Below are 18,311 nucleotides of genomic sequence, written 5' to 3'. Positions count from 1 at the left end.
AATTACTGTTTCACAAGTCGTATTCCAGAAAAAATCCATCTGCTCGAAGCGTGGAAAAAATTACGGTAAGTCCCCCTTTCGTGACCTTCTGGTGTAGCCAACGAAGCTCCTCGCAACACCATTTGATTTAGCATAAACTTTCCGTTGTACTCACCAAGCGCACCCTCGGCACGGTTGAATCCCGGATAGGGCAAAAAGGCTGAATTTGTCCATTCCCAAAGTTTCCCCCAAGGCAATTCTCCTGCTGCCACCTCCCATTCAAATTCAGTGGGCAATCGCATTCCTTTCCAATTGGCAAAGGCATAGGCTTCGTACATGGAAATATGTGAAACGGGCAGGTTGGGGTTTAACGTTTCCAATCCATTGAAATGGTACTGTTGCCATGCTCCATCATTGCAATGCCAATACAGAGGATGTTTAATGGCGTTGTTCTGTATAAAATGCCAGCCTTCATCATGCCAAAGATCAAAGTTTCCATATCCGCCATCTTCCATAAATTCCAAAAAATCCCCATTGGTAACCAAGCTGTTGCTAATGTCAAAATCTTGTACAAAGACCTTGTGCACAGGTAATTCATTATCAAAACAAAAACCATTACCTTGATGCCCGATTTCATAGAGACCTTCTGAAAAGGAGAGCCACTGCTGGCCCTGCTGTTCTTCTTTCAAGATATAATAATCACCGATACTTGGAAAGGTGGGTTGTGTGCCCAAAATGTATTTAATATCATAAGCCAATAATTCTTGATGCTGTTGTTCGTGGTTGATACCGACTTCTACCAAGTCCATCACCTCATCACTGGGGTTATTTTCCAAGACCTTCGTTATGGCAGCGGTGACATAATTTCGGTATTCATAAACATTGGCAACACTTGGTCGGGTCATAAAGCCTCTATCTTGTCGCTGCGTCCTTTCGCCCATATGGTTGTAATAGCTGTTGAACAAATAGGAAAAATCTGGATGGAACACTTTATAATATGGATCATACTTTACCAAAACAAACTGTTCAAAAAACCAAGTGGTATGGGCCAAATGCCATTTTGGCGGGGACACATCCACTATGGGCTGTACCAAATAATCCTCTGTTTGTAGCGGACTGCATATCGTTTCAGTTTCTTTTCTGGTCTTTAAAAACTGTTCTTTAAGTTCCATTATTCCTCAATTTTCACATTGTTCCAAAAAGTATAATATCCGGCGAATCCCTTTGCCAATGCCGAAGGTTCCAGGCAGTACCAAGCGGCTTTCTCGTTAACCTCCCCCTTCACTACGGTTGTTCTGTGCAGGGCCGTACCTATAAAATGGTAAGCACTAATGGTTTCGCTATCTTTAAAATACTCCGATTTGAGACTATATGGGGGGAAATAATGGTTGATTTCCATAATAACTGTGTCGATACTCTCGGCCACACTCTGATTGTTCCAAATGACTTTCATACTATTTTACTATTTTGTCAATGATTCCAATACTATGGGGATAAGTTCTGAAACTGTAGGATGCGGATGTACAGCGTCTCGTATTACCTTATAACCTGTGTCGGCATACATGATATTGATGATGCTGCTTATGATTTCATCACCTCCAACCCCGAGCACTGTGGCACCCAATATTTTCTTGGTCCTTGCATCCACCAGCACGCTCATATAACCACTGGTTTCTCCCTTTTCCTTGGCACGCGCAATCTTACTGAATGGGCGATGTCCTATAAGCACGTCCATTCCTTTTTGCCGAGCTTCCCTTTTGGTGATACCCACCCTACCTAGAGGAGGGTCAACATAAAGTCCGTAGGTTGTGATTCTATCCGAGACCTTTCTATTTTTTCCGCCAAATTTATTGTCAGCGATAATTTCATAGTCATTATAAGCTGTATGGGTAAATGCTCCTTTTCCATTGCAATCGCCCAAGGCAAAAATACCCTTCACATCGGTTTCCAAGTGGTCATTCACTTCAATGAATCCATCGTTATTTATCTTCACTCCTGTTTTATCAAGTTGTAAATCTTCAGTGTTGGGACGTCTACCAACGGCCAACAGCAGATGGCTTCCCTCTATTTGCACCGATCCATCCTTAGTACAATTGATTTGCGCTGAAATACCCCCGTTATCGTTCTTTTTTGCAGCAAGACACATTGCCCCCAATCTGAAAGCTACGCCATCACCTTCCATAATCTGTTGAATAGTTTGGCTGGTTTCCTCATCCTCGCGTCCGATTATGGAGTCTCCTTGTTCTATGATGGTAACTTTTGAGCCTAAACGCGAGAACATTTGGCCAAACTCCAAACCTATATAACTTCCACCGATAATTAGTAAATGTTCAGGTAATTCCTCCAATTCCAACATACTTTGATTGGTAAGGTAAGGAATGTCATCATACCCATCAGGAATAAATGGTCTGCAACCAACATTGATATATATTTCTTCAGCAGTCAAGAACTTATTGCCCACGGCAACAATCTTTTCACCTTCAAAACGAGCCTCGCCTTTAAAAAAAATGATGTTTTCACTCTGCTCCACCTCTTTGGAAATGCCTTCAACTGACTTTTGTATCAATGTGTCCTTTCTCGCTTTTATTTTACGAAGATTGGCCTTTGTGCCAAGTGGAATTTCAATGCCCATGTCTTCCCCGTGCTGTGCCTCCCACATACGTCTGGCACTAGCCACGTAGGTTTTGGTTGGGGTGCAACCAACGTTGAGACAAGTACCCCCAAAATGCTCTTTTTCGATAAACGCTACTTTTTGACCTTGTGAAGCCAATTTAAATACCAAAGGGGTTCCTGCTTGTCCAGAGCCGATGACAATGGCATCAAAGGTGCTGATCTCTTTATTATGCATAATTCACTCTTTAAATATTTACTTTTCGCAAACATTGTATTCTTTGTAGGACATTGTATACTGGTCGGTCATGGTATTGATCGTTAATCATTGGCCTAATTATCCTTTAGCTTTTTTTTATGATAGATAGCTATAACTGCTGGAAATTATACTGGTTCCTTTTAAATCAACATTGGTATGGCCACCTTTTTTTATATAATAAAATCAGGATTAGAATAAAACCCTAACCGGTAAGACCTGACGCAGGAATTCCAGGATTATAGGATATGAAGATCATAACTATGAGCAATATAAAGATATTTAAAGTATTTTTCATGTTATTGATTTCAAATGATTAATCGAATCGAACTCCAGAATCGTAAACAACGAATACGTAAACACTCAAACATAGAAAAAGGATAATGAACCACAAGCGAGATATACAAAAGGGAAAGGTTTACAAATAAAACGATATAAACTGAGTATTTTTGAGCCAGCAAAAAAGCTGTTCTCCGTAAAAATAAGGCCTTTCTTTCAAACTGGACATATGTCTGGCCATAAAGCTGCCTTCCATACTATTTACCACCTTTTGAAAAGAAACAATTTCTTTTGAAGTCTACCAATCAATGAATGCTCAAATATCTTATAGGTATGTTCTTTGAAAATCGCTAGGGATAATACCTATTTTGCTTAAAAAACTTTGAGAAATGTGCATAATCAGAGAATTCGAGTGCATAAACCACTTCCGCTAGATTATCAGAGGAATTTACTGATATGCGTTTTGCGTCCAACAATACCCTTTCCGATCTGTTGTGATGGAGCACTGAACCGCTCTCTAGAAGATGTTGCGGTTTACCAGGTTTTTTATGACTTTTTAAAAATCATGGAGAATCGTAAGCACGCTGAAGATAAGGAAACAAAAGCATGGGCATATGGCCGTTGATGGTCAATATGATTCCAAAAAATGCTATCTGGTCGATCAACTTGGATACCTATATCAAGGATTGGGAAAATAAAGCTAACCAATAATAGGGTTTTGTTGCTCTGAATCGAGTTGGTATGGACAACTAATACCATGAAACAGATCCTGAAGATTACTACAAATGATAAATGGAACCACCCAAAATAAAGGAAATATCAGTCATCATCTACTTATCTGTAATTACCATCCCCCCTTTGTCTAGATCAAACAGTTGGCATTCTGGATTCAATAAACTTGAAATTCGTTTTTGTCACTCCATGTTCATCAGGTAAATCCTCCCAATGAAAGAGCGTACTTAATTTGCTCAATAATTTCATTGACCTTGGATTGTTTTAGACTGGCTTTCTCCCCTCATTTCAATAAATGTAACTGATGGCGATTAACCTTCTCCCATCACCATGGTGCCCTGCTGTCCCTGTGAATAAGAAGAAAAGGTCAGGCCATAGGCAGGGAATGATTTCCACACCAACTTCCTTAGCCAAAAAGACACATACATACTCAATTGCACCGGCATCGGATGAAATTTAATTTTTTCGATTTACCATTGGACTGCCTCAATCCTTAATAGTTCAATTCTATAGCTGTGATGAAGGTTCAAAAGGGCGATATCGACTCAGTGTTCAGCATTACGCACCCATGGGGTTATTTGGGAGCGCTTATTCATTACCACCAATCGATAGGCCCGGAGCAAGACGTATCTTTCGGTTTTTCAGACCGTCAAAGAGTAGTGAGAAATCTGTTTTAAATCTATAGAATCAAAGGGAACTGGCCATATTCCTGTTCCTAAAATAGCGATATTATTATTTGCTCCCTCAAAGTAGCAAAATCCTAATAGAGTTAAAGCACAGATCCATCTGTTATACCGCCATGGAACTCTAATAGACAGAAACCACTGGGTATAAAACGAACCATTTATCCGGAAAAGTCCATTTTTTTCGAGTTACTAATTCGTGCAAATGGATTATTCATTTAAGAATTGAAACTTTACATTACCATTGGTTTATTGTAATTTCTTTTAACGTTAACCCGTCAGATAAAATTAGAGTTCCATGGAAAACAACATAATAGATGTATTAAATAAAATTTTGACCAATACCTTGGACTATAAACAAGTTCTTCAAAAATTGGCTGATTCCATTACACATCCACCAACTACGGATAAATTAAATCAACTAGAGGATATAGCCGAAAAGGAAACTGAGAAGCTTATTAGAATAGTTTCAGACTTGGGGGGTGATGTGGAAAGCAGCGAAAGGCTCACCGACCAAAAAGCTATTTATTGGTTTCCCAGACCATTGCCCGACGTTGGTGACAATGCATCTGTTTGGGCCAGTTTAATTAAAGCGGAACGAAATAAGGAGGTTGATTACAAAAGCTTGTTAGAACACCAGGAGATAGATCGTAAAACTAAGAATGTGCTTAAAAGCCACCTTAAAAAGACCGAATCCAATATTAGGGACTTTCAATCCATTTTATACGAAATGGAATAGTACATTAATTAAAGAAGACCAAATCCTCTTTTAAATATAAATCAATCTTTAAAACTAAACTAGATCATGAATATCTTTTTAGCTGACGACGACGAAGATGACAGGCTGTTTTTTTCCGAAGCCCTGAAAGAGATTCCCTTAAGCATTGAAACCTCAACTTTTGCAGATGGCGTTTGTTTAATGGAAAACTTATATTCTGATGAAAAACTTCCCGATGTTATTTTTTTGGATTTAAACATGCCAATGATGAACGGTTTTGAATGTTTGTCAGATATCCGAAACGATGAAAAATTCAAAAACATTCCGGTAATTATTTATTCCACATCGTTTCTTAAGACTGAAATAGAACGGCTTCATAGAATGGGGGCCGCAGGGTATCTCAGGAAGCCTACGTCTTACAATCAATTAAAAACCTTGATTTATAAGTGTGTGAAAAATCTTCAGGATTGGCAAATGACCATTAATAGGGATACAAGTGTTTTTGCTATTTATAATTAATCCAGTGAAGCATCATTAGTGTGCACATCAATCAATAGTATCCTGAAATTGTACTTTTCCATCCCGGGTATCTCATGCCGATGCAGAAGCTTTTAATCCAACAAGAAAATTGCCGCTTTCTTTGGATTTGGTACGAAAAAAGTTTTTCTGTCCAGCTTCTTTGGCATTTTCTGTCGCCTTTTCATACCCCTTTAAGACATCCTTATTATTTTGAATAATTTTATTTATACATTCATGATATAGGAGCGATATAAGTTATGGAATGGTTTTACTAGGTATAAAGGTGAAATTGTGGAATCCAAATAATTATGAACACTTTTAATCAAATTCTTAACGCAGTCGGTAAAAGTGCTTTAAGGATCAAACAGTTTTTATACTTTATTGTCATCATAAACGGGGTGCCCAATTCTAGGCTGAGAATACACCCGAAGGCTGGACAGGTAATAATGGCCAAGGATTTTATGAAAAGCAAAGGGAGCTTACATATGATTTCATATTGAGTTCCCTTAGTGCTTTTGAAGCCTTTGTAAACCCGGCGAACATTACCATTTTAATGTTTATCCTTAGGGAATTGCGATTAAGCTATTTATCTGTTTTTTTAAGTATTTTTTATCGGTTGAATTGAAGATAGTTTTGGTTCCTTTTTAGTTTAAGGAGCCAAAAAATTCCATCACCCACATAATGATATATAGACTTGGTACACTGCATATTATTAAGTTGCCAGATAAGTTAAAGTAGTTGCCGATTCTATCTTTAAAGAATGGAGCTTACCATTTGGAGTAAAAATTAAATCGAAAGCGATAAAAAATTCAAACACTATAAGGTATTATAGTAAGCTAAAGGATAAGGTGTTCTACAACTAAATACTAATTGATTTAGCGGCAAGGTACCTTACGCAAATAAGAATCAGGAAAGAGAATACAAATTCCATTGATAAAAGAAGATTTGACCTAAACCGGAATGAAGGGTCCAACTTCACAAGAAATGAACTATGAAACGATCTCACCTTCCCCTATTTTACGGCATTTGTATTGGAGCCGTTGCAATTGTATATTTTCTTATGTTGTCCTTATTAGATCTTCACGAAAACCCATTTTACAGGGTTGTAAACATCATTTTCTATGGGATAGGATTATTTTTGTTGATTACGAAATTCAAGGATAAAACAGAAGGAATATTCAAATATCAGGAAGGGTTCTGGGCTATGTTCAGATCTGGTATCATTGCCACATTCGTCATTACAGTTTTTTTTCTCCTGTATATTACCGAAGTCAATGATGTTTTTTTAGAGAAACTGCTCACCGTGTGGAAAGAAGACCATAATGTAAAGCCGGGGACGGTTATCCTAGGTTTGGCATTGATGGGATTTTCCACCAGCTTGATACTTTCCCTAACTTATATGCAACTATTCAAGAGGTCTTGGAACACTAGGGAAGGTAAAAAGCATACATTATAGTTTAAGATTAAAATCTTTTCGAGATGATATCGTATCGGACCCTATTTTAAATAGTATTCCACGGAATAAGCAAATCATTGAATCACTACCAATACTTTTGCGACATTTTAATCACACTATCCAAACCAGCGCAAGTCACAAAATTATATGATGTCATGTGCCCGATAAACTTGTTTTTTCCACATCCTGTCCTGTACCATGAGTGGTGATAGGCGCAATTGTATGTATGGTAAACAGGGTAATATTATCTGATTAAAAGATTTTCCTTGGAAGTATATCTCGTTTCTAGCCTATCTGCTCTTAGAATTGGCCATGGATTAGACCAAAAGCAATTGTAACAGCCAAATTCTATGGTTTTAAACAAAACACCCTAAATCAGTGATTGCCAATAATTATCATTACCCTTAAAACATCCTATGTTGAAATTGTAATCAACAACAGGTTATCTATTTCAACACAACCTCACTAACTGTCAAGCTTGGATTTTGGTTAGGCATATGCTAAGGATAGTATATGAGTCGCACCCAAACAGGGTATTATCCAAATCTGAATGTCCAAACAATCTTCAGGGATTATTGCCAATACTCATTGGTAATTGGCTCTAATAACATTTTCATTAGAACTATTTGAAATTATGGGGCCATAGGTTTTGTATTGGACCAACATAAAATATTCAAAAACATTAAGACGAATCTATGAAAACAGACCTCACAAATTCCGTATAACAATTCTTGAACGTAAGTCTTGGCGATGATGATCACCAATTTTTTCGAGAGGCCATCGAGGATATTTGTATTGATACCAAACTGTCTTTGTTTGAGGATGGAGATAAGTTGATGGATTATCTCAACCACCCCAAAACCAACTTGCCCGATGTAATTTTTTTTTGGATTTTAACATGCCCGTAAAAAATGGGATGCAGTGTCTAAGGGAAATTCGGAGCAGTATTATCATGAATCATGTCTTAATTGCCATATTCTAAACCTCGTGCTCAAAAAAAGACATTGAGGATGCCTTTATACATGGTTCAAATTTTTATCTGAACAAGCCCAACAGCTTTGGTAGATTAAGGGAATCCATAGAAAAGGTCTTGAATATAAGTAGTCAATACAATATCTCCCACCCCAATCGGGACAACTACTTGTTGCGATTGTAATAATGATTCACAAGAATTTGTGTGTGAGTTCGGCATTGGATAAAATTTGAAATCAATCTTCAACAGATATAGAGGCATACCTCCATAACGATGGTTGTCTCCCATTGCAACGTAACCTCTATTACCCTGATACAAAAGCAACATTGAAGAATCCACCAAGTTTATTTGATTACGTTCTTTAATTACAAAACCTTTTAATTGTATTGAGTTTTAGAACCGACCGGAATTGAAGTAGTTTTAAATTCATGCTGGAAACATGCAAAACCTATTCAAAGATTAAAGGGTCATACCAACACCGTGACCGGAGCAAGCTCAGGAATTAAGGAAATACAATGGAAGTTGCATGCCTTATGCGGTGTCAAAAGCAGTGTTGCTCATGTCGTAAGAAAGTAGCTGCCAAGAAAATGTTCCAAAATGTGATAATATCTTGGATTGACCGGAATGTAGTTTCATAAGAGCTGTACGAAAAACCGTTTCGGTAGATGGGAGGTAACAAGAAAGCGAAAAAAGAAAGTTTAAACCCTTTTTTCGCTTAACTCATGAATTTTTAGGACCATCATTTCCCATCATCCACTTCAAAGGAAACCTTAGCTATTACCCCAAAGGAGACAATCTGATTGTTTTCTACCTTTGCGTTCATCTCCTTGATGTACAGGGATTGTATGTTCTGGATACTTTTGGATGCTTCGTTTATCGCATTCTTGGCAGCATCATCAAAACTTGTCTCTGAACTTGCAATTACTTCTATAACTTTGATAATTTTCTTAACATTACATTTTAAAAAGGTTATACAATTATTATTTTCATCCATATGAGTTTTTTCTCCAATACAGTCCAGGCTTTGTGTCTTCTACAAAATTTAATTAAGTCTTCTGGATTAGGATGGGAGTAATACCCCTGTGGATTTTTCTGTGAAGCTATCGCATGTAATGCGTTTAAACGTTTTTTTTCAAAGAAAAAATTAACGCAATGGAAAAATTTTATTCCAACTATTGATATGGAGAATGGTCTCGCCCCTTTTTAAACATTTTGAAAATTTGATTTGACTCATTAAAAGAGATAATATAATCGATTCTCCCACGGAACGATTGAGTATTTTTTTGTGGATTACGATAAAGATGACCAAGGTTATTTAGCGATGCACTCTCAGAAATCAATAGATCGATGGAACTTGTATTTCTTATAATGGTGATGAAAAGACTTCTGTTGCATTATACATAACAAGTCTCAAGGGAAACACGACAAGAAAACAATAAGGGAGTGGAAAACCTATTGATCCATTCAATAAAAATCGATTTCCCTGACACTGTCCCTATAATTGATTTCCAGTACTATCTATCTTTTTTTCCACCCTCTATCTTATCATCTATGTAACCAAAAACGATGTTTATGATTACTACTAAAAATGTAAGTATGCCCAGTTCCACAAACATTGATGTGGCCGCCAAACTGCCAGCTCCAGCACTGCACCAAAGTGTAGCGGCAGTTGTAAGGCCCTTAACCCTGTCCTCTTTTTCCTTTTGGAGAATAACCCCTGCGCCCAAAAATCCTATTCCCGTTACAACTTGGCTCAGCACCCTGGTAACGTCGGCATAATCCTCACCATAATATCTCAAGGAAATCAGAACAAAGACAGCCGCTCCAATGGCTACGAGGGTATTGGTCTTTAATCCTGCATGTTTTCCTTTGTACTCCCGTTCCAAACCAATCAAGAGTCCCGCCATCGTGGCCAAGCCCACCCTAAGGCTGAAATTCATGGTTTCCGACGAGTCATAGGCAAATATTTCGATCATGATAAACCTTATTTTATAAAAACCCATACCAGCTTTCAATCTCCTTTTTCAGTTTTTCCTGTAACCTTTCCGACATTTCATCAACATTACGTTCGGATAATATTAAATTACCATCCGTGGGTTCTCCATGCTTTGTTTCAACCAATCATTGACCTGCTTTCATTTACCTCTCAATTGATTGTAATCCTAATTTTGAGTTTTATAGATTTATAATGGATTAAGCTGCGCTTTCTATTTCTGCTAACTTATCGTAGATAACCAAAATATTGACGCTAAAGCCCCTTCGGCCTGAGTTGTAGATGTTGACAATTTTCTATTTTTCAAAGGTAAACGAGATAAGCTTACCCAGTAATATGAGGTCTTGCTCGTTATTGGTTACGGTAATGAAAAACGGCTATGATTCACCAAGCGAAAGAGAAAATTGTGCGAGCTTAACTTGGGAGGAGTATTGGAATAAATAATTTATCCTTATAACATGACAATTTCAATAATGGAATTGATAGTATAATACTGGACGGATTCTATTTTATAAGGTGCACTATAATACACTTTTAAATGCATTTATAGTTTTTAGATTAATTGTTATATTGAAAAGTGCGATTTAATACACTTTTTATTGGTTTTTTTTGTAGAAAATACTATTTTTATACTAAAAAGAGCAACATAATGCACCCTGATAAGTTAGGACAGACCATAAAAAACCGAAGGGAAATACTTGCCATTACCCAAAAAGACCTAGCGGAGCTTTCCGGTATGGGACTGCGCACACTAAAAGCCATTGAAAATGGAAAGTCAAACCCAACCCTTGAAACTTTGAACAAGCTCATAGATATACTTGGCATGGAATTGAGCATTGATGTGAGAAAACCTAAATTTTGATAGATGAGGATTGCAGAAGTCTATCGAAACGGAGAACTCACCGGATTGCTCACCGAGCATTCGGTCAATAATTATGAGTTTACATATGATGATAACTGGTTCAGGGATGATGGCAAACCGGCCATAAGTTTGACATTGCCCAAAACGAAAAAGACCCATCACTCCCAGCACCTTTTTCCCTTCTTTTTCAATATGCTGTCAGAGGGTGTCAACAAACAACTCCAATGCCGACAGTTACGAATCGATGAAAGAGACAGTTTCGGCCTATTGATGGCCACAGCAAAGAATGATACCATAGGCGCCATAACGGTAGAACAGATTTATAAAGAAAAATCATGAGTATCCCCAAAATAGCATACTGCCCGGGAACTTTGGCCGAAGGTTTCACGACCTACAGCCAGAATTGCCTGAACCGTGTTTTCGAAGGGAGAAAGGTAAGCCATATCCTTCCCTATGACCCTCCCACTGAAAGTGAGGAGGTGGCAGAGAAGTTCCAGGAAAACCGAAAACGAATTTCAATTTCCGGAGTCCAGGAAAAACTCTCGATGGTCCTTGAAAAAAACAAACTGCGTTTGACAAAGGAAGGGGAACAGGGCACCTACATCTTAAAACCTATCCCCAGAGACCTCAAAAAGGTTGACCAGATACCGGGCAATGAACATTTGACTATGCAAATTGCCCGGCAGGTATATGGGATACATACGGCCGAGAATGCAATTCTATTTTTCAGTAATGGTGAACCTGCATACATAACAAAACGTTTTGACGTAAAAGAGGATGGCACCAAACTGGGTTTGGAGGATTTTGCCTCATTGGCGGGTAAGACCTCCGAAATAGACGGTGTCGAATACAAATACAATTACAACTACGAAGAAATCGGCGAATTGATCAAAAAATATGTTCCGGCATATAGGGTGGAGTTGGAGAAATTTTTCCAATTGGTGATATTCAATTATCTATTCTCCAACGGTGATGCCCATTTGAAAAACTTTTCGTTGCTCGAAACCCCCAATGGTGATTACACCCTTAGCCCCTCCTATGATTTGATAAATACAAGAATCCATGTGAACGATAGCGATTTTGCCTTGGACGGCGGATTGTTCAAGGATGTTTTTGAGTCCGAAGAGGTCAAGACCAATGGACGGGTCGGTCTACAAGATTTCGAAGAATTCGGTAGAAGGTTGGGCATCATGGAGCCACGTATGGTTCGACTCATGAAGCCTTTCAGACAACATCAAGACCTTGTGGAAACATTGGTTCAACGATCTTTCCTAAATCAGGAAACCAAGGATTTTTATCTTAACGAATATGTGTTTCGATGTGGGCAGCTCAACAAAGTGTAAGAGTCCCTACTAACGATGGGATACTTAGTGATCAATTGAACTTTGTCCTTTTTGGAACCAATTAAAACCTTCCATCAATACCTCAGAGTACATTGCCCCATTTCGATTTTTTGACTCTTCAATAGTGTGGAACAGCAACCATCTCCAAATAGTGTTAAAATTTATTGCGAAATGTTAAATTTTGAAAAAGTGTGCAAAAAGTGTGCAGGAAAAATGATTCTAAATAATTTACATGAAGACCAAAAAAGATAAAACCCCAGTGTTTACTGGGGTTCATAGTAGTGATCGCGGAAGGATTCGAACCTTCGACCGTCTGCTTAGAAAGCAGACGAATGGTCATGGATGAAGGCATCGGTTCGGGGGTACTGATTTCTGGGGAAGGGGCTATTCTGACCGCCGCCCATGTGGTCAATGATGCACAAAAAGTGGTCGTCATATTCATAAATGGGGAAGAAATCCCGGCCAAAGTGATCAGATCCGCACCAGTGGCCGATGTGGCACTCCTGAAGCTGTCCTGGATGCCCAAGGACTATAATGTTGCTATATTAGGTGACTCGGATAAGGTGTTGGTCGGAGAACAGATCATTGTCCTAGGGGCTCCCTACGGTTTGGGACATTCACTTTCCGTGGGCCACATCAGTGGCAAGCAAAAAGAAAAAACAAGGACCTCCGGCTTTGTGATCAACGAATACTTCCAAACCGACGCATCGATCAATCAAGGAAATTCCGGTGGTCCCATGTTCAACCTGAACGGAGAAGTCATCGGAATATCAAGCTATATCATCACGGAATCGGGAGGCTTTCAGGGGCTCGGCTTTGCGGCCACTTCCAAATTGGCCAAAAAATTGGTGGTGGATGGCAACAGGAGATGGACGGGCATCACCGGGTTTATTCTGGACAGGGAACTGGCCTGGATCTTGAACGTGCCCATACATGGCGGGCTCCTTGTTGAATCCGTGGTACAATTTTCGCCCGCCTATTTCGCGGGGATCAAAGGTGGGTTTGAGACCATGGCCATTGAAGAGGAGCCGATAGTTTTTGGTGGGGATATCATCCTCTCGGTAAATGGGTTCCCACTGACCAAGGATGCCTTTGAAAAAGTCGATGTTTCCTTGGAAAAAGAATCGAACCTCTACAAAAAGAAAGAATTTGTGCTACAGGTTTTGAGAGGGGGAAAAGTTGAGGAACTCACGATCAATTTTAAGGACTAGGCCTAACATCAATTCTTACTATATCGAGATTAATTCACTCTGTCATTTAATAAACCTAAAAAAAATCAAATCATGGAACTGAACATTGCTCAATTAAAATTCATAAAGATCGATCAACTTGAAGAATCCTATTGTGCATCCCTGGTCGATAACAAGGAATTTGAAATAATCAAGGGGTACGGTGCTACTGTGGCCGAGGCCATAAATGATATCCACCATAGTATTATCTGAACCAAACTTGTTTGGATGATTGCTTGATAAGAAGGAACATCTATGTCAGGTATGTTTGTTTTATTTACAAAGAGCTTTCCTTAGAAGTTGATTCGTCAGCCTGCATATGTTCAACTAGATTTTGCATATCCTCCCCTATCTTGTGTTCCAATACTCTTGCATAGATTTGAGTGGTGGAAAGCTTTGTATGTCCCAACATCTTTGAAACAGTTTCAATTGGAACTCCATTGGACAGGGTTACTGTTGTGGCAAAGGTGTGTCTTGCCGTGTGGAATGTGACCCTTTTACGGATTCCACAGGCTTTACTGATCTCTTTCAGATAAAAATTGACTTTCTGGTTGCTGAAAACGGGTAAAAGAACATTTTTGATTTTCCTTTCGGAAGACCCTTCATATTTCTTGATAATTTCCTTTGCTTGAGGCAATAATGGTATTTTCAGCCTTTCATCGGTCTTCATCCTTGTGGTGAACAACCAATCATTTCCATCTATTCCCTTCATAACATTATCAGGACTTAGCGCTTTGACGTCAATATAAGACAAGCCCGTATAACAACAAAAGAGAAATACATCCTTTGTTCTTTCAACACCTTGCTTGGTAAAACTGGTTTCTTCAATGAGTCCAAGTTCCCTTTTGGTCAAATGTTCCCTTTGGGACTTGACAAAATGCAGTTTATAGTTTTCAAAGGGATCCTTGGACAACCATTCCATTCTTACCGCCAATCTTGACATTTTCTTTAGCCGTTCCATATGCTTCATCGCACCATTATTGGTACACCTGGTACGAGTAGATGGCCTGTATTTTCTTAGGTATTGTTCAAAGTCGGATATAAATCGAAAGTTCAGTTTTTTGAGTTTTATATCTTCGATACCATATTCCTCTTTTAAAAAATAGGCCTACGCACCTTTCGGTAATAAAGTAGTTCTTTTTGGTTCCCGGGCGTAAAGATGTGTGCATGGTTCCGTTGTGGTAGGCAATCAATTGCTTCAATGTCTTTCCCCCTTCGTCTTCACCAAAGAACCTTGCTTTGATAGCTAAAGGAGTGATTACCTTTTCCTCGGCCATCATCAATCTATGGGCCTCATGCAGGCCTGTATAAATTTGGTCAAGGTACTTGTTCAAAGAGACCACATAATTGGAAAATCCCTTGCCCCTTTTACGGTTATTGTCCCATAAATTGGCCTTTATTTCCCGATTTATACTAAAATCAGTGCGCTCACAGTCGATGGTGATCCTACAATAAATAATAAGCTTATCGGATTGGACCCGGTGTTTCCTCGTGAAGAAATTAATTGTTAAACGATTGTTTTTCTGCATGTTGTCATGTTTTTAACTGTTAATACTGTGAAAGTCAAAACACAAGCAAACTGCTTCAAAAGTCATCTAAAATTACAACATAAAGTGTAATAATCTGCTCCCGTTAAGAACACGCTTTATATGATTTTAGATGGTTTTAATTGATTTTAGATGATATGCCTAAAAACACAAAACACTGAAAATCATAAGATTAACAGTGTTTTGATTTTACTTAAATAAGTTAAGTCGGGGTTGACGAATCATAACTTCCTATGGCTATATTGACCTTGTTCCTCTCTTTTGTTCTTTCTGATTTATGACTATAATATAATCAGAATCAAACTTAAGTTGGCTATCATTCATTGTGGCAGGATTTCCTTGAACGGAAATCCTTAACTTCAAGCCAAGGTTTGATTTCGTTGTGGAATTTCACGCAGTGAACATTCCGCCCGAAATAATAGCCGAGAACGTTATGAGCAATTAATTTGACTCTAGTTTAGCAAAACCAACTGTCTTACGATAAATATCAGGTGATACTCCTACCTTCTTTTTAAAAAAACGACTGAAATAGAATTCATCGTCATAACCTAAAAAAGCAGCAACTTGTTTCACTGGTTTAGAAGTTAGATAAAGTTCTCGTTTCGCCTCAATAATGATCCTATTTGAAATTAAGGATGAAGTCGTTTGATTGAGATATTTCTTGACGATACCGGCTAAAGTTTTAGGACTTACACATAGTTCATCTGCATATTCTTGGGGAGAATGGAATTTGCAATAATTACTCTCAATTGCATCGACTAAATTTTGTAAAATTTCTATTTTTGAATCTGAAAATCTGGAAGTTAATTGTTGATCAAATTGTTTCTTATGTCTGACCGCTTCTATTAAAAACACTTTTAAAAATGCCACAAGAACTTCATGCTGAGCGATTGAGTCTTTGTCCATCTCTTTCGAAATTTGATCAATCAAATTAAGAAATAGGCTTTGCTCGTTTACAGTAAAATAGGGTAAACCATGGAAATTATTAAAAAGGAATCCCTCGGTCTCTATTTCGTTTTGATGTCTATATGTACAAAAAAAATCGGGATGAAAATTCAATAAATAACCCTGACACTTTTCTTCAGAACGTATCATGAAAGGTTGATACGGAGCCAAACAAATCATTTGATTTCCTTGCAATTCAAAACTTTGAAAATCAACGCTTAGTTCATAGCTAATTCCACATAACAAAACGATAGAATAATAATTTCTTCTTTGTAAATGATCAAACTGGCTTAGGTCGTTGAACTCTTCTAATCTAAACGCAAGTTCCCCGTTTTGTTTGTCTATAATTATTTGGGCCATACTAAATTTATTTTTTAGCTCATTCAAATTTAAAAAGAAAGGAGTGCCCAAAGCACTCCTTTCTTAAATCAAATATTTATTTTGAAGCTAGAATGTTAATTTTTTGAATTGCTGAAGCATCAAAGCCTTCCAAAATTACAGGCGCATTCTCCATCAACGCTGCTGCTACTTTCCCTGTCAAATGAGCATCTCTGCCAGCGTCATCTGCAAACGTATCGAAAATGGCATAGGTTTCTTCATTGATTTTAAAAGCATACCATGATAAAGTTGCAGGCTCAGAACTTACCAATGACTTGCCCGCTTGTAAGAAATCCTCCACTGCAGATGTCTTTCCTTCTTTGGCTTTCATAATCACCAACAATCCGTTATTCTGATCACCCACTTTATGATTACTTGCTTGAACATCAACGGTCTTAATGTCTCTGCTAGAATCAAAACCTTCTAAAAGATCTCCAGCATTGGCCAATAAGGCTTTTGCCACTTCTCCTTTTAAGTGTGCCTGTCTGCCTTCTTCAGCTTCAAATGTGTCATAAATTCCGAAAGTTTGTTCATCTATTTGAAATGCAAACCAAGATTCAGTTTTTGGTTCTGCATTTACCAATGATAAACCACCTAGAAGAAACTCTTTCACTTCTTGCTCCTTACCTTCTTTCGCTTTCATGATTACTAATAATCCGATTTTTTCATTTTTTGTGTTGTCCATAATATTACTTTTTTTAGATTGAGAAAATGTTTGAATTGTTATCCCTAGAATTAGAACTAGGCTACTTAATTTGATTAAACTTTTAAATTTCATTTTGACTTATTTTTGTTACACTGCAAATGTGGAACTAAATAAGGGGCCTTGGAATGGAGATAAGAGACTTAAGCATGGACAATTTTCCAGTGACAATGAAGAATGTAAAAAAGCTCATAACACTGTATATGAAATCATAGCTCCCATTCGGGCGCTACGCTTCATATACTTAACGTTGGGACGGATTTTGAAAGCCTCCGGCCTCAACCAAGTCGCTACATTGCTCCGCAATTCCCGCCCCTTGGGCATCCGTCCCAACGCCCCGCTAAACCAAATTGCCAGCGCAGTCGGGACTCGAAACCTACGGCCCAACTGGATGAGCCGGGCAAACTGAGCCACCCGCGCCGGATGAAAGTGAGCAGTGTAAATCAACTGCTTGGATTTGACCTGTCCGTGGGTTAAACTTAGTTCTTATTTTTCAATTTTCTCCTCATCGATTTACCTTTTATATCGATTCTGTGTGCTGTATGCACCAAACGGTCGAGTATGGCATCGGCCAGTGTTCTCTCCCCGATGATGTCGTGCCATTTTGATACGGGCAATTGTGATGCAATAATGGTCGATCTCTGTCCGTGGCGGTCCTCGATTATCTCCATGAGCGCATGCCTGTTGATGTTGTCCAGTGGCTTTAGCCCGAAGTCATCAAGTATCAGTAGGTCCTGTTTTTCAAGCTTGCCTATCTGTTTTGGATAGGAACCGTCCGCTTTTGAGGTCTTCAACATGGTAAAGAGCTTGGCCGTGTTGAAGTACATGACCTTTTTTCCCATGGAACAGGCCTGATGGCCGATGGCCGAGGCCAGATAGCTCTTGCCGACCCCGGTGCTCCCCGTAATGAGGACATTCTCCCTCTTTTTGATAAAATCGCAGTTACCAAGGCGCTGTACCTGGTTCTTGTCCAATTGTCTGGAAGGCCTGTAATCCACCGCCTCCATAACGGCAACGTACCTAAAGCGCGCCGATCTGGTCAGGCGTTCTATCCTGCGGTTGTGACGGTCGTCCCACTCGCATTGCACGAGGTAGGCAATGATCTC

20 protein-coding genes and 1 tRNA gene are annotated in these 18,311 nt (G+C 38.7%); 10 read left to right on the top strand and 11 right to left on the bottom strand.

The genetic code is table 11. The annotated features are described in order from the left end of the window. Positions 1-2: 2 nt before the first annotated feature. The 3 genes from egtB to K1F36_RS14950 are packed head-to-tail and all read right to left on the bottom strand — an operon-like array spanning position 3 to position 2,827. On the bottom strand, positions 3-1,151 hold the full coding sequence (egtB, locus tag K1F36_RS14960; RefSeq protein ID WP_220114566.1) for an ergothioneine biosynthesis protein EgtB: 1,149 nt from the start codon (positions 1,149-1,151) through the stop codon (positions 3-5). Then, positions 1,151-1,432 carry a DUF427 domain-containing protein gene (locus tag K1F36_RS14955; RefSeq protein WP_220114565.1) on the bottom strand — a complete coding sequence of 94 codons (282 nt, stop codon included), beginning with the start codon at positions 1,430-1,432 and terminating at the stop codon, positions 1,151-1,153. Before K1F36_RS14955 ends, egtB begins: the two co-directional genes overlap by 1 nt. A gap of 9 nt (positions 1,433-1,441) precedes the next feature. After that, on the bottom strand, positions 1,442-2,827 hold the full coding sequence (locus K1F36_RS14950) for a mercuric reductase (RefSeq protein ID WP_258539090.1): 1,386 nt from the start codon (positions 2,825-2,827) through the stop codon (positions 1,442-1,444). Between the two features lie 688 nt (positions 2,828-3,515). Between K1F36_RS14950 and K1F36_RS20410 the strand changes: the two genes are divergently transcribed. From K1F36_RS20410 to K1F36_RS14930, 4 genes are all read left to right on the top strand, one after another. Beyond that, positions 3,516-3,749 carry an IS1096 element passenger TnpR family protein gene (locus tag K1F36_RS20410; RefSeq protein ID WP_417944364.1) on the top strand — a complete coding sequence of 78 codons (234 nt, stop codon included), beginning with the start codon at positions 3,516-3,518 and terminating at the stop codon, positions 3,747-3,749. 1,088 nt (positions 3,750-4,837) lie between these two features. Next, positions 4,838-5,278 (top strand): hypothetical protein, encoded by a 441-nt coding sequence (locus tag K1F36_RS14940; RefSeq protein ID WP_220114563.1) that lies wholly within the window; start codon positions 4,838-4,840, stop codon positions 5,276-5,278. Positions 5,279-5,344: 66 nt separating this feature from the next. Continuing rightward, complete coding sequence (locus tag K1F36_RS14935; protein ID WP_220114562.1) at positions 5,345-5,776, top strand: response regulator; 432 nt, start codon at positions 5,345-5,347, stop codon at positions 5,774-5,776. A gap of 991 nt (positions 5,777-6,767) precedes the next feature. Next, a complete protein-coding gene (locus K1F36_RS14930) occupies positions 6,768-7,232 on the top strand; it encodes a DUF4199 domain-containing protein (protein ID WP_220114561.1) in 465 nt (154 codons plus the stop codon). Positions 7,233-8,944: 1,712 nt separating this feature from the next. Here the strand turns inward: K1F36_RS14930 and K1F36_RS14925 are convergent. Both K1F36_RS14925 and K1F36_RS14920 read right to left on the bottom strand, forming a co-directional pair. Continuing rightward, positions 8,945-9,199: a dodecin family protein gene (locus tag K1F36_RS14925; RefSeq protein ID WP_220114560.1), complete on the bottom strand. Its 255-nt coding sequence runs from the start codon at positions 9,197-9,199 to the stop codon at positions 8,945-8,947. A 520-nt stretch (positions 9,200-9,719) separates the two neighbouring features. Beyond that, on the bottom strand, positions 9,720-10,181 hold the full coding sequence (locus K1F36_RS14920; RefSeq protein WP_220114559.1) for an MgtC/SapB family protein: 462 nt from the start codon (positions 10,179-10,181) through the stop codon (positions 9,720-9,722). 666 nt (positions 10,182-10,847) lie between these two features. On the opposite strand from K1F36_RS14920, the gene K1F36_RS14915 reads away from it, so the two are divergent. Genes K1F36_RS14915 through K1F36_RS14905 form a run of 3 tightly spaced genes read left to right on the top strand, consistent with a single transcriptional unit; the run spans position 10,848 to position 12,403 of the window. Next, positions 10,848-11,060, top strand: coding sequence for a helix-turn-helix domain-containing protein (locus K1F36_RS14915; RefSeq protein WP_220114558.1), 213 nt, complete (start codon positions 10,848-10,850; stop codon positions 11,058-11,060). Between the two features lie 3 nt (positions 11,061-11,063). Next, complete coding sequence (locus tag K1F36_RS14910) at positions 11,064-11,399, top strand: HipA N-terminal domain-containing protein (protein WP_220114557.1); 336 nt, start codon at positions 11,064-11,066, stop codon at positions 11,397-11,399. Continuing rightward, on the top strand, positions 11,396-12,403 hold the full coding sequence (locus K1F36_RS14905) for a type II toxin-antitoxin system HipA family toxin (protein ID WP_220114556.1): 1,008 nt from the start codon (positions 11,396-11,398) through the stop codon (positions 12,401-12,403). Before K1F36_RS14910 ends, K1F36_RS14905 begins: the two co-directional genes overlap by 4 nt. Before the next feature lie 282 nt (positions 12,404-12,685). Here K1F36_RS14905 and K1F36_RS14900 read toward each other — a convergent pair. Beyond that, positions 12,686-12,798: transfer RNA gene (locus K1F36_RS14900), tRNA-Arg, on the bottom strand. Between K1F36_RS14900 and K1F36_RS14895 the strand changes: the two genes are divergently transcribed. Both K1F36_RS14895 and K1F36_RS14890 read left to right on the top strand, forming a co-directional pair. Next, the gene (locus K1F36_RS14895) at positions 12,754-13,614 is read left to right on the top strand and encodes a S1C family serine protease (protein WP_220114605.1); all 861 of its coding nucleotides are present in this window, start codon (positions 12,754-12,756) and stop codon (positions 13,612-13,614) included. The two genes, K1F36_RS14900 and K1F36_RS14895, sit on opposite strands and share 45 nt — an antisense overlap. Before the next feature lie 72 nt (positions 13,615-13,686). Next, positions 13,687-13,845, top strand: coding sequence for a hypothetical protein (locus tag K1F36_RS14890; protein ID WP_220114555.1), 159 nt, complete (start codon positions 13,687-13,689; stop codon positions 13,843-13,845). Between the two features lie 64 nt (positions 13,846-13,909). Here the strand turns inward: K1F36_RS14890 and K1F36_RS20185 are convergent, their stop codons facing one another. The 4 genes from K1F36_RS20185 to K1F36_RS20175 form a co-directional block, all read right to left on the bottom strand. After that, positions 13,910-14,674, bottom strand: coding sequence for a site-specific integrase (locus K1F36_RS20185; RefSeq protein ID WP_313790081.1), 765 nt, complete (start codon positions 14,672-14,674; stop codon positions 13,910-13,912). Further along, positions 14,661-15,161 carry an Arm DNA-binding domain-containing protein gene (locus K1F36_RS20180; protein WP_258539088.1) on the bottom strand — a complete coding sequence of 167 codons (501 nt, stop codon included), beginning with the start codon at positions 15,159-15,161 and terminating at the stop codon, positions 14,661-14,663. The genes K1F36_RS20185 and K1F36_RS20180 overlap by 14 nt, the downstream gene beginning before the upstream one ends. A gap of 459 nt (positions 15,162-15,620) precedes the next feature. Then, positions 15,621-16,484 carry a helix-turn-helix domain-containing protein gene (locus K1F36_RS14880; protein WP_220114554.1) on the bottom strand — a complete coding sequence of 288 codons (864 nt, stop codon included), beginning with the start codon at positions 16,482-16,484 and terminating at the stop codon, positions 15,621-15,623. Positions 16,485-16,560: 76 nt separating this feature from the next. Continuing rightward, positions 16,561-17,280 carry a putative quinol monooxygenase gene (locus tag K1F36_RS20175; protein ID WP_258539087.1) on the bottom strand — a complete coding sequence of 240 codons (720 nt, stop codon included), beginning with the start codon at positions 17,278-17,280 and terminating at the stop codon, positions 16,561-16,563. A 28-nt stretch (positions 17,281-17,308) separates the two neighbouring features. Between K1F36_RS20175 and K1F36_RS14865 the strand changes: the two genes are divergently transcribed. Then, entirely contained in the window at positions 17,309-17,614 is a 306-nt protein-coding gene (locus K1F36_RS14865; RefSeq protein WP_220114553.1) for a hypothetical protein, read from the top strand. 70 nt (positions 17,615-17,684) lie between these two features. On the opposite strand, the gene istB is transcribed toward K1F36_RS14865, so the two are convergent. After that, positions 17,685-18,311, bottom strand: a 627-nt coding sequence (gene istB, locus K1F36_RS14860) for an IS21-like element helper ATPase IstB (RefSeq protein WP_220114552.1), incomplete at its 5' end; no start/stop codon positions are given.

Source organism: Flagellimonas abyssi, assembly GCF_019457905.1.
Lineage (GTDB): Bacteria > Bacteroidota > Bacteroidia > Flavobacteriales > Flavobacteriaceae > Flagellimonas > Flagellimonas abyssi.
Note: the sequence above shows the minus strand (reverse complement) of the source record. Positions and strands in the feature narration are given on the sequence as shown.

Excerpts from the sequence above, each read along its gene's own strand:
- K1F36_RS14910 (WP_220114557.1), top strand. The coding sequence starts at position 11,064 with ATGAGGATTGCAGAAGTCTATCGAAACGGAGAACTCACCGGATTGCTC.
- K1F36_RS14905 (WP_220114556.1), top strand. The coding sequence starts at position 11,396 with ATGAGTATCCCCAAAATAGCATACTGCCCGGGAACTTTGGCCGAAGGT.
- K1F36_RS14935 (WP_220114562.1), top strand. The coding sequence starts at position 5,345 with ATGAATATCTTTTTAGCTGACGACGACGAAGATGACAGGCTGTTTTTT.
- K1F36_RS14890 (WP_220114555.1), top strand. The coding sequence starts at position 13,687 with ATGGAACTGAACATTGCTCAATTAAAATTCATAAAGATCGATCAACTT.
- K1F36_RS14880 (WP_220114554.1), bottom strand. The coding sequence starts at position 16,484 with ATGGCCCAAATAATTATAGACAAACAAAACGGGGAACTTGCGTTTAGA.
- K1F36_RS14915 (WP_220114558.1), top strand. The coding sequence starts at position 10,848 with ATGCACCCTGATAAGTTAGGACAGACCATAAAAAACCGAAGGGAAATA.
- K1F36_RS14930 (WP_220114561.1), top strand. The coding sequence starts at position 6,768 with ATGAAACGATCTCACCTTCCCCTATTTTACGGCATTTGTATTGGAGCC.
- K1F36_RS14920 (WP_220114559.1), bottom strand. The coding sequence starts at position 10,181 with ATGATCGAAATATTTGCCTATGACTCGTCGGAAACCATGAATTTCAGC.
- K1F36_RS14940 (WP_220114563.1), top strand. The coding sequence starts at position 4,838 with ATGGAAAACAACATAATAGATGTATTAAATAAAATTTTGACCAATACC.
- K1F36_RS20175 (WP_258539087.1), bottom strand. The coding sequence starts at position 17,280 with ATGAAATTTAAAAGTTTAATCAAATTAAGTAGCCTAGTTCTAATTCTA.
- K1F36_RS14950 (WP_258539090.1), bottom strand. The coding sequence starts at position 2,827 with ATGCATAATAAAGAGATCAGCACCTTTGATGCCATTGTCATCGGCTCT.
- K1F36_RS14925 (WP_220114560.1), bottom strand. The coding sequence starts at position 9,199 with ATGGATGAAAATAATAATTGTATAACCTTTTTAAAATGTAATGTTAAG.
- K1F36_RS20180 (WP_258539088.1), bottom strand. The coding sequence starts at position 15,161 with ATGCAGAAAAACAATCGTTTAACAATTAATTTCTTCACGAGGAAACAC.
- K1F36_RS14955 (WP_220114565.1), bottom strand. The coding sequence starts at position 1,432 with ATGAAAGTCATTTGGAACAATCAGAGTGTGGCCGAGAGTATCGACACA.
- egtB (WP_220114566.1), bottom strand. The coding sequence starts at position 1,151 with ATGGAACTTAAAGAACAGTTTTTAAAGACCAGAAAAGAAACTGAAACG.